This window comes from Pseudoalteromonas sp. UCD-33C (genome assembly GCF_001306895.1).
Taxonomy (GTDB): Bacteria; Pseudomonadota; Gammaproteobacteria; order Enterobacterales; family Alteromonadaceae; genus Pseudoalteromonas.
Genome location: NZ_LJTB01000005.1, coordinates 72,393 through 83,589 on the forward strand (window position 1 = coordinate 72,393; position 11,197 = coordinate 83,589).

General features: G+C 41.7%; 9 protein-coding genes and 1 tRNA gene. 3 read left to right on the top strand and 7 right to left on the bottom strand.

What is annotated here, in order from left to right; all coding sequences use genetic code 11:
* Positions 1-63: 63 nt before the first annotated feature.
* From AOG26_RS11940 to AOG26_RS11950, 3 genes are all read right to left on the bottom strand, one after another.
* Positions 64-1,137 (bottom strand): endonuclease/exonuclease/phosphatase family protein, encoded by a 1,074-nt coding sequence (locus tag AOG26_RS11940; protein ID WP_082401630.1) that lies wholly within the window; start codon positions 1,135-1,137, stop codon positions 64-66.
* Between the two features lie 17 nt (positions 1,138-1,154).
* Positions 1,155-1,469 carry a hypothetical protein gene (locus AOG26_RS11945; protein ID WP_054562704.1) on the bottom strand — a complete coding sequence of 105 codons (315 nt, stop codon included), beginning with the start codon at positions 1,467-1,469 and terminating at the stop codon, positions 1,155-1,157.
* A 98-nt stretch (positions 1,470-1,567) separates the two neighbouring features.
* On the bottom strand, positions 1,568-2,011 hold the full coding sequence (locus AOG26_RS11950) for a hypothetical protein (protein WP_054562705.1): 444 nt from the start codon (positions 2,009-2,011) through the stop codon (positions 1,568-1,570).
* Positions 2,012-2,262: 251 nt separating this feature from the next.
* On the opposite strand from AOG26_RS11950, the gene rhlP reads away from it, so the two are divergent.
* The 3 genes from rhlP (at position 2,263) to AOG26_RS11965 (ending at position 6,508) form a co-directional block, all read left to right on the top strand.
* Entirely contained in the window at positions 2,263-3,075 is an 813-nt protein-coding gene (gene rhlP, locus AOG26_RS11955; RefSeq protein WP_054562706.1) for a rhombotarget lipoprotein, read from the top strand.
* 88 nt (positions 3,076-3,163) lie between these two features.
* The gene (locus AOG26_RS11960; RefSeq protein ID WP_054562707.1) at positions 3,164-5,221 is read left to right on the top strand and encodes a TonB-dependent receptor; all 2,058 of its coding nucleotides are present in this window, start codon (positions 3,164-3,166) and stop codon (positions 5,219-5,221) included.
* A 96-nt stretch (positions 5,222-5,317) separates the two neighbouring features.
* Positions 5,318-6,508, top strand: a complete 1,191-nt coding sequence (locus tag AOG26_RS11965; RefSeq protein ID WP_054562708.1) for an MFS transporter — start codon at positions 5,318-5,320, stop codon at positions 6,506-6,508.
* An 8-nt stretch (positions 6,509-6,516) separates the two neighbouring features.
* Here AOG26_RS11965 and AOG26_RS11970 read toward each other — a convergent pair whose 3' ends face one another.
* The 4 genes from AOG26_RS11970 to AOG26_RS11985 all read right to left on the bottom strand — a co-directional run bounded on the left by AOG26_RS11970 (position 6,517) and on the right by AOG26_RS11985 (position 11,087).
* The gene (locus AOG26_RS11970; protein WP_054562709.1) at positions 6,517-6,927 is read right to left on the bottom strand and encodes a GFA family protein; all 411 of its coding nucleotides are present in this window, start codon (positions 6,925-6,927) and stop codon (positions 6,517-6,519) included.
* A gap of 1 nt (position 6,928) precedes the next feature.
* Positions 6,929-7,942, bottom strand: a complete 1,014-nt coding sequence (locus AOG26_RS11975; RefSeq protein WP_054562710.1) for a fatty acid desaturase — start codon at positions 7,940-7,942, stop codon at positions 6,929-6,931.
* 46 nt (positions 7,943-7,988) lie between these two features.
* On the bottom strand, positions 7,989-10,160 hold the full coding sequence (locus AOG26_RS11980; RefSeq protein WP_054562711.1) for a putative bifunctional diguanylate cyclase/phosphodiesterase: 2,172 nt from the start codon (positions 10,158-10,160) through the stop codon (positions 7,989-7,991).
* 842 nt (positions 10,161-11,002) lie between these two features.
* Positions 11,003-11,087 (bottom strand) — tRNA-Leu (locus AOG26_RS11985).
* Positions 11,088-11,197: the final 110 nt, after the last annotated feature.

Consider the following 11,197-nt stretch of genomic DNA (forward strand, 5'->3'; position numbering starts at 1 on the left):
CCACAAAGAAAGGGCTCATTAGAGCCCTTTCTTATATCTAATTGTCCGCCCTGAATAAGGTTATCACTTGTTAAACATTGGCACTTGCTGCTTAGACGCTGCTGGCATTTTTAACTCATCCACTGCTTTTTCTTTATCAATCTGCTCTTGTTGTTTTTGATTGTCAGAATCGGGGTTATAAACAAGTTCAGTAAGTAGTGCAAAATGGTCTGAGCCATATTTTGCCAAACGCTCAATACGCTTAACGCTAAACTCATTACTATGAAAAAGGTGATCAAGCGGCCAGCGCATAAAGAAATAACTGGCATGAAACGTATTAAAAAAGCCGCGACCTTTGCGTGGGTCTAACAAACCACTAATACGCATGAACAAGCGGGTACTCCGCGACCAAGCAACATCATTTAGATCACCGGCAACAATACAAGGTCGCTGTCTGTTTTTAAGTGCTTTAGCTAAAATTATCAGCTCAGTATCACGGGGTCGTGAGCTGTCTTCTTCTGTGGGGCTCGGGGGAGCAGGATGAATAAAGTGCCCTTGTACTTCTACGCCATCTGCATCTTCAAACAAAATATGAATTGAGGGGATGTCGCTTTCTATAAGCTCACAAACTTGCTGTTGTTTAATTTTAAACTTGCTGTACAAGTGCATGCCATAACGATTATCTTTTGGGCAGTAGACACGATATGGGTACTCTTTTTCTAAACTGCTCAGTTTATTTTGCCAAGTTTGATCAGACTCTAACGTAATGAGGAAATCAGGTTGGTGCGTTTTGACTAAGCCAATTAGTTTGGCATATTCGGTGTTCGACATCAGTACATTTGCCGACATAATACGAATACTGTGCTTATCGCTTTTATTGCTTGAGGCAACTTCCTTATTAGCTAGTCTTGTGTAAGGATAAATCCAGCCAACTTGTAAAAGCAGCACGATGATACTCGCCAGAGCACAACCAATATAAAGCATTGATCCCGTACGACTGATTAAATAGCTTGCAGCAATTAAACTCGCACAAGCAAGGTAAACCACTTGCAAGCGTACAAAGTCACAACTGCGAATTAAATAATGTTGGGAATATGAAAATGGCAAGATTGAGACCACTAGCAGCATGGCCAATAGTGAACTCAATCCATAAGTCATGATCGATTCAAGCAAAATTAGCGACTCAAAATAGAAATAATTTCTCGGGTATCTTCCACTAAACGCACGACAGTATCGTCTACTTGAATTGAAATTAGACCATCTCTGTCTCGTGATTTAATCACTTTACCGCGGCGGTAAATATCACGGTCAAGAATATCGCCTTTGCGTAATTTCTTCTGCCAACCGGGTGGTAAATCACCACCATTATCAAGCTTCTTTTCAAGGCCAGGTGGCAGACTTTTACCTTTGTCCTTATCCTTGTCTTTTGCAAGTGCGCCAGCCGTCACTAGGCTTAAACCAATCACTGCAACTGTTAACAATGCTTTCATACGAGTGCTCCTTTTGTTAGTCCTAGTTAAGCGTAGCAAGTTTTTCTGAACTGGGTATGAAACAGCTAAAAAAAGCCGCTAAGCGGCTTTTGACAGAATTAACGATGGCGAGTAACGATTGATAGAATCTCTCGCGTATCGTGTACTAGATGAATAAGGCGGTCGTCGATTTCGATGGCAATAATACCATTTCGGTCGCGACGTTTAATCACTCGCCCATGACGATATATATCTCGGTCAAGAATATCACCATGATGATAACGCTTATACCAACCTGGTGGTAAGCCACCACCATGCCCTACTTTTTTGTATAAACCGGGTGGTAAATCACGGTAGCTGTAATGGTCGTATCTATCGTAACGATCATATCTGTCATGATGGTGATGCTTGTGATGTTTTTTATGCTTGTGGTGTTTTTTGTGCTTTTTGCGTTCGTGTTTTTGTTCGTATCTATCATGGTCACGATCATGTTTCGCGTTTGCTTCCATAGGTATCAAACTCAAACCTAAAACGGCAACTGAGATAGTAATTAATTTATTCATAATAGAGACCCTTAACGTTTGCTCTTGGTAAAAAGCCTAACGTTTTAGCCTGAATCATAGATGAAGGGTTACAATTTAAAAACGTAACTATTTACATATCAATACATTAGAAAGCCAATCTTTACATTTCTTTAAACTACTTTGGCACTATTTACGAAAAACCGAGTCTGAGTTACAGCTCCGTTTACATCGTTTGTCGTTATATTTGCAACATAAACAAACGCTTCTTCACAACATAATAAGGATAATTTATGAATGTACTAAAATGGTGTTTGGTCATTAGCATTACTGCACTAACGGGCTGTAGTGCCATGATGAGCCAATATGGCAATCAAAAAACGCAATCAAGTTCATTGGTTGAGTACCTTTACCCAGACCAACAAGATAGAGCAGCCCATCAAGCAACGATCCCAACCTTGAACTTACCAGCCACTGTAGGGATTGCCTTTATACCCAACAAGTACAATGATGGCTTACACCACGGTGACGAAGTAGCACTGCTGAACAAAGTTAAAAAGCAGTTTATGCAATATGACTATATTGACCGCATTGAAGTGATCCCAAGTACTTATTTAAAAGGCGGCGAAGGATTTACCGCATTAGAGCAAGTATCACGATTATATGATGTGGATATTATGGCCCTTGTTTCGTACGACCAAGTGTCGCAAAGCTTAGAAAATAACGCCGCTTTTTTATATCTAACGATTGTTGGTTTATATGTGATTCCGGGCAATGAAAACTCAGTACAAACCTTTGTAGATACCGCCGTATTTGATGTAAAAAGCCGAAAAATGCTGTTTCGCGCTCCTGGTATACATAAAGCAGAGCAACGCAGCACAGCGATTGGCATCGATGAAGTCGCTAAAGAGCAATCGCTGGCAAGCTTTAATGGCGCTGTTGATGACATGATCACAAATCTAGATACTGAATTGGCGCAATTTAAAACCCGCGTTAAAGAAGAAAAAGTAGCTAATGTCACGCACAGAAACGGCAGTAGCGGCAGTAGCTTGTTCTGGTTAGTTGCAGCACTGGCTGGTTTTGCCGTACATCGCCGTAGCGCATAACAGACAAAGTTATTAATCGCGAAAGCTTTTACCCATCCTAAAAAACAGTTACCCTTTGGTTTTTGTTGTACCTAACCAAAGGGTTTTCATGAAGTTGTCGATACTCTCAGTGCTTGTGAGCACCTCATTGTTTAACCATCAAGCTTTCGCTAATAATGAGCTAGAACATATTACAACGACCGCCTCGCGCAGCGAAGTGTTGGCAGATCCTTTGCCTGTTGTGGTCAGCAGTATTTCACAAAAGCAACTGGCGCTTATCGCTCCTACCCATATTGAACAAGCCCTTAAGCAAGTGGCCGGTGCTAATCTTCAACACGGTAATGGCCAGGAGTATTTACCCGCTTTACGTTCACCTGTACTTTCTGGCGCAGGTGCCTGCGGTGGCTTACTTACTGCTGAAGATGGTATTCCACTTCGCGCAGCTGGTTTTTGCAACATCAATGAGTTATTCGAAGCTCACACTGAAATGGCTGAACGTATCGAAGTACTGAAAGGCCCGGGCTCTGCCCTTTATGGTTCAAATGCAGTGCATGGTGTAGTCAACGTGATCACGCCAGATACAACCTATGACCACAACCAACTTGGTTTTGATTACGGCTCGTTTGGCTACACTCGCTACAAACTTGGTACGGGCCGTGACTTTGGCCAGCAAGGTTTAGGCATTAATGCCACGATCACCCGAGATACGGGTTATCGTGATGACGAAAGTGTTGATCAAGAAAAGCTATCACTGCGTCACCGTTTTGATGGCGAAAAACTAAGTGTAAATACAGGCCTGACTTACACCCATTTAGATCAACAAACGGCTGGTTACATCGAAGGCTTTGAAAGCTATAAGGATGAGCAAATAGCTCAGTCTAATTTTGATCCTGATGCATTTCGTAAAGCCCGATCTTTGCGTGTTTGGTCAAAGCTAAATTGGACACAAGATGAGGCTAACAGCTTTTCCCTAACGCCTTATATCCGCGACCAAAACATGACCTTCTTTAAGCATTTTTTACCGGGTACTCCCCTTGAAGAAAATGCTCAGCAAGGTGTTGGCCTACAATCAAGCTGGCAGCATAAGTTAACGGGTTCTAGCCTGTTAACTGTTGGCTTTGATGGTGAGCTTACAGATGCTGACTTTTTACAATATCAAGACAGCCCCACTCAAGGCTCAGCGTTTTTAGTTGCCACCGTGCCTCAAGGAAAACATTACGACTATCAAGTAACTAGCACCCTATTAGCACCATTTGTGAACCTTGATTGGCAACTTGATGAGTTACTTATCAGCCTTGGTGGCCGATACGAGCGTATGCGCTATGACTACAACAACCATATGTTGGCTGGCCGCACAAAAGAAGATGGTACAGCATGCGCAATGGGCGGATGTCGCTATTCTCGACCCGAAAGCGGCGAAAATCGCTTTACTAACTTTTCGCCTAAGCTTGGTTTAAGCTATCAATATGCTGAAAACCAGTTTATCTACGCCAATGCTTCAGAAGGTTATCGAGCACCGCAAGCGGCAGAGCTTTATCAGTTACAACGCGAACAAAATGTCGCAGATCTGAAATCTGAAACAGCTAAAAACCTAGAGCTTGGTTTAAAAGGCCAACAAGCACAACTGCATTATGTAGTTAGTATTTATGCAATGAACAAAAAGAACACGATTTTCCGCGACAGTGATTTTTATTACGTCAATGATGGCCAAACCCAGCATCGTGGTATTGAGCTTGAGTTAGCCTATGCCATTACGCCAAGCTTATCGATGCAGTTAGCCGCGAGCCACGCCAAGCATACATACAGTTATGACCAATTACTCAGCGGGGTTAATATCAATGGTAATCTCATTGATACTGCACCGCGTAACATCGCTAACTTACAACTACTTTGGCAAGCAAACGACATCACGCGTGTTGGGCTTGAGCTACATACCACCAGCAGCTACTTTACTGATCCTGAAAACCAGCATAGCTACGAAGGTCACTCATTAGTAAACTTAAGAGCGGCGTGGCAGCTATCAGCTAACTTTACTGTGACTGCACGTATAAACAATTTAACCGACGAACGTTATGCAGAGCGCGCTGACTACACAACATTTAGTGGCGATCGCTACTTTCCGGGTAGACCGCGCAACGCCATGTTATCAGCAAGTTATCAGTTTTAAATAACCGCATTATTTGGTGAGCTATCTCATAGTTCACCCACGCTGTTTAGTGTTTTGGTATGATAAATGTACCTATTGCTATAGTTCCTAAACAGCGTGTCATCTTCTCAAAATCTAATTCGTAACCTTCTTTTAGTGCTGGGCATTTTTCTTATTGCAGCCAGTTTGCGAGCCCCTATCACTGGTATTGCTCCAGTACTTGAACAGATCATTGATCAATTTAAGTTAAATGCATCACAAGCAGGCATGTTGACGACTTTACCTTTAATTGCATTTGCTATTGCTTCACCTATGGCAGCAAGCCTTGCTAAAAAATGTGGCCTTGAAGTATCACTTTTCATTGCCCTTGTATTAATAGGCATAGGGGTTGTCTCTCGTGTTATTGATTCTGCCACCGTATTATTTATTGGCACTGCAGTGATTGGTGTCGGTATCGCGATTGGTAATGTGTTATTGCCAAGCCTGATAAAACGAGACTTTCCACACAAAGTGGCAGTAATGACGTCTAGTTATGTTTTGGCAATGGGAATATTTGGTGGCAGCTATTCAGCACTCATCATTCCGCTGGCTGAGTATAAAGACCTTGGTTGGCAATTAGCGCTTGCCAGTTATGCCTTATTGGTTTTGCTAGCTATTGTGGTGTGGTTACCACAACTTAAGCAACATACCATGCCAAAACAGGCATCCGTTTCAAACAGTACACAAAGCAAAATTTGGCACTCTGCACTTGCTTGGCAAATTACGTTATTGCTCGGCTTTAACTCATTTTTCACTTATATCATGCTAGGTTGGCTACCCAGCATTTTAATAGAAGGCGGCCACAGTGCGCAGCACGCGGGTGCTTTGCAAGGCGCCTTTCAAGTAGCCTCAGCGCTACCAGGTATTGTGCTTATTCCACTACTTGCCAAATTAAAAGATCAACGCATCTTAACCCTAAGCTTGGCATTACTTGGCGCGCTTTGTTCTGTTGGATTATTAGTTGCGCCTAGCTTTGCGATGCTTTGGTCAGTCACCTTAGGTTTTTGCTCAGGTGCCTGTTTTATATTGGGCTTATCATTTGTAAGCCTGCGCACTCATGACTCAATGCAAGCTGCGGCGTTATCGGGTATGGCGCAATGTATCGGGTATTTATTGGCTGCAACAGGTCCTATTATTGCGGGCGCCTTACATAGTTATTTTAATAACTGGGCAGGAGCACTTTGGCTGTGTATTGCATCTAGCCTGTTGTGTGCTTTATTTGGTTACTTAAGCGGCCGAAATATCACTATCGACCAACAAGAGAAATAAAACCGCAGCTACTTAGGTGCGGTTTCAAAGGCACTCATATTACTTAGGTTATCTAGCCAAGGTTTATATGAGCGATACCAAATATGCGCTTTTGGAATAAGCTCATCAGCTTGCTCTACGGCGCCAATACGTAAGCCATAAATGCGCTCGCTAGCTCCTACAGAAGTCGCGTACAAGGCTGTACCACAGTTACCACAAAACCCTTGCGCACGCTGATTACCACTCTCGGCAATTTTTATATATTCTTTTGGCTCAGCACCTGTAAAAGTAACCCCATCAGGCACAGACACAACAACAGTACGAAATGGCGCACCCGAGATAATTTGACAGTCAGTGCAGTGACAGTTAATCACTTTATTTTCATCCACTTCTGCGTGATAAGTTACCTCACCACAATGACAACGACCAGTGACCTTCATATTAAACTCCTTGTTGAGATGATTGCCCTTTTACAGGGTAATGATTAGCCTGTTTTAAGCTTTGTAAGTCATTAAAACGTACCCCGTGCTGGGCCATAATAGGACGTATTTTTTTGCTGATCAATTGTCTAATGTAAAAGGGCTGATTCGGCACAAAATGATGGATTGTATGGGTTCGGCCAAAATCAAAACAAAATAGCTGAAACGGTAAAAACCAGCGGCTGGTGATCACATGCGTTTGCTCAAGCAAGTTATTTACACCGCCATAATAATGCATTGAAGATGTCACTAAGTTAAGAGAACTAGAACGAATAATATTAGGCACGATAAGTACCACCATTAAAAACTCTGCCATCGCCAATAACTCAGCTCCCCAATCTGGCAATGTAAATGGCTGCAAAAACTGCACAGCGTAATAAGCAATTACTCCATAAAGAATCGCAAAATATGCGGTTGCAATCGGAAAGCCCGCATTAAATACCCGTAAAAACTTAAAACCGCTAATTTCTTTACTAAATCGCTTGGTATTAACTAGCAAACCTAGCAAGCCATCAGTGATGACCAAGGCTCTCAAAAATGGCGATTTAATGCCATTGCCCACCAAACGCTCTTCTAAGTCTTGCGACGTGCCAGATACTTTATGGTGATGTAAATGAATCTTTCTGCGATACCAAGGATTAACCGTATTTGGCCGCATAAGCCACACGGTTAACATCATAAAGTTATGTATAAAAGGACGATTACTAAAGTACTGCTTGTGGATAAGGTCATGCTCAAGCTCATGCGATACCGAGGTAATAAAGGCAACCAGAATGATACACAGCCACGAGGGAATAACCGCTAAGTAATAAAGTGTTGCAACACCGATTAGTGAGCACAACGACACCAGCAGAATAAACATCGCAAGTGTATTTTGCTGGTTGAGTATAGGGAAACGCGCTCTAAGCGACTGCTCTTCGGCCTTAATGGCTGTAACAATCGCCTTTATGTTTTGCTTTGCGGTTAATTCTGACATCACAAGCTTTGCTAACTGTTTGATGTCAAAATCATACAGTAATTACCTACTGCTCTCGAGAAAATTCCGTTAAAAATGGAATTACATCATTTGCTGGCAATGGTTTAGAAAAGTAATAGCCTTGTATATAGTCACAACCTGCTTCGGTTAGCACAGCCAATTGCTCGCGCTCTTCAACCCCTTCAGCAACGACTTTAATACCCAAAACACGACTCATTTGGATAATCGATTTAACCAGCGCTTCGTCGCCTAAATCAACATGTACTTCATCAATAAATGACTTATCAAGTTTAAGTACATCAACCGGAAAACGACGCAAGTAGCTAAGAGACGAATAACCCGTACCAAAATCATCTAGCGAAATTAAACACCCAGCTTGCTTCAACTGCGTAAGCACGTCTAGGTGGTTGGTATTTTCTGGCGCTAAAACACTCTCGGTTAATTCAAATGAAATTTGCGATGGCTTAACCCCTTGGCTTTTAATAGTTTCAAGCCATGCATTACGCTCTGGATTAAACTCAGTAAACTCAAATAAAGAACGGTTTACGTTAAAAACAAAGTTTTCATATCCTTGTGCTTCTAACGCTTTTATTTGCTGACAGGTTTTAATCAACACAAGCTCACCGAGAGGAATAATCACCCGCGACTCTTCTGCAAGCGGAATAAACTCGGCAGGTGATACCCATTGTCCTTGGTTGTTCCAACGCACTAAACTTTCGAATTTAGCGACCGTGTTATTTTCAATATCAATAATAGGTTGAAAATACACTTCAATATCGTTGTTCTTCACGGCTTGTGTAAGCTGCTCAACCAGTAAGTTGTGCTTTTTAACCTTGTTATCCATCTCTTTGCAGAAAAACAGATATTCATCGCCTGTTTGTTTTGCATTTAAGGTGGCAAGCTCAGCTTGGCGAACTAAGCGACGGGCTATTTTTTCGATTTTTTCTTGTGAAGTCGCCGTTCCAGCTTGCTCAAATTGACTAATGCCCAGCGTAACTGAAACCTGCTGACTAATGCCGCCTATAGAAACAGGCTCAACAAGTAACGCGGTAATTTGCTTGCAAACATGCTCAAGTTCACTGACATGCTGATAAGTTTGTAAGATAGCAAAACTATCACCATCGATACGCGAAAAAGCAGATTCTTTGAAGCTACCGTCGAGGCGTTCTGCAAGCTCACATAAAACCTTATCACCAAAGGTTAAGCCATAAACGGTATTGATATCTTGAAACTTATCAACATCAAAGTAGATCACGGCTAGGTTAGTATTTGCATCGTCTTGGTACGACAAAGACGATATTAGCTTGCACAAATACTCTTTAAAGTAAAAACGGTTAGTTAAGCCGGTAAGTTGGTCGTGGTTTGCGTGAAAATAAATTTTCTCCTCGGCTTCTTTTTTCTCGGTGATATCCAAAATAAACGCCACATAGCAATCTTCACCATTATTTTGCATTTTGGTTATCGATAAAAACTGCGTGTACAACTTACCTTGTTTGGTTTTATTGGTGATTTCACCAGACCACTTTCCCTCAGTATTAATTTGGTGCCACATTGCTTTATAAAAATGCGGGTCATACTTGTTTGAGCTTAAAATTTTTGGATTTTGCCCTAAGACTTCATCCAACGAATAACCCGTCATTTTAGTAAATGCGGTATTCGCGTAGGTAATATGTACATTGTGGTCGCAAATAAAAATCGCTTCGTGACTTTGCTCAATCAGTTGGTTTGAGAAATCTAATTTAGCAATAAAACGGTCTTTTTCGATTTCACGCTGGATAAGGCCAGTAAAGAGCGAAAAGAACGATTCAATCTGTAGTGCATCGCCTATTTCATGCTGAAATAGCGCGACAAGGATAGTATCGGTTTTGCCCGAAATACTTTGTAGTGGAACACCCACATAGGCTTCGATGCCCATATCGACAAGTAGCTGATCATCTGGGAATAGCTGCTGAACACCCGAGCTGTAACTTGAAATACAGCCACAACTAACATCATTACATGGCGTACTACGAATATCGTAGCTGATATTTTCAATGATTTCGTCATGCGCAGCCAAAGCGATGGTCGTCGCATGTTGAGTTAACTCATCAACTTGAGCTAAAAAAACATGAGAAGCACCAAGCACTTCTGATAAAGACAGGCATATTGCATTATAAAAGTTCTCACTTTTAAGATTTGAAATGCTTTCAACAATACGCTTTAAGTCGTATGTACCCACGCTAAGCTACCTTACCCGATAATGTGCACTAAGTGATTGACTTCACTTATTCTTAAGGCCACAAATTGTATTATAAGATGTATTCAAACACCATCGTACTCTAGTCTTAAACGATTAATTTTCAAACAAATAAGCACACATTTTTCGTGGTTATTTGTAGATTAAGCATAGTTTGAACTTGACCGCTTAGAAATAGAACAAAAGTTGCTTTAATAGAGCCTGAATTGGTACTTAGATTTGAGTTATAGGTGTTAGGCTCTGGGTGCTAGGTGCCAGGCAAAATGTACCCGTAGGAATGGCTTTAGCCATGAATTATGTTTTTCAGCATTGCTGGTTCGGCAGTAAACGACCTCCTACAATGCTTTTACGAATTGAATTGCTGAGGGTGGTTTCAAAACCCAACAACCGCACCGCTCGGCTAAAAACTGATAGCTGATGGCTGAACTTTTAATTAACTCTGAATATAGAATTGAGTTGTAGGCTTTAGGTGCTAGGAAAATGTACCCGTAGGAATGGCTTTAGCCATGAATTATGTTTTTCAGCATTGCTGGTTCGGCAGTAAACTACCTCCTACGATACTTTTACAAATTAAATTGCTAAGGGTGGTTTCAAAACCCAACAACCGCACCGCTCTAGCTAAAAACTGACAGCTGATAGCTGATGGCTGATGGCTGGGGTTTTTCAGGCATAAAAAAACCCTAACCAATTGGCTAGGGTTCAAAAGTGGTACCAGTAGGCGGACTTTTACTTATTCCAGTGCCACGCCCTGCGTGGCGCTCAAGTCCGCTAACTACTTTTTTCAGGCATAAAAAAACCCTAACCAATTGGCTAGGGTTCAAAAGTGGTACCAGTAGGCGGACTTGAACCGCCACGCCCGAAGGCAACGGATTTTGAATCCGTCATGTCTACCAATTCCATCATACTGGCTTCATTTTTCTTTAACCTTCTAAACACGAGAAGATAAAGAAAAACCACTTTAGAGCAAGAGCTTTTTTAATTGCTTTTGTCTCTATGCCAAGCATTATACAAAGAATGGG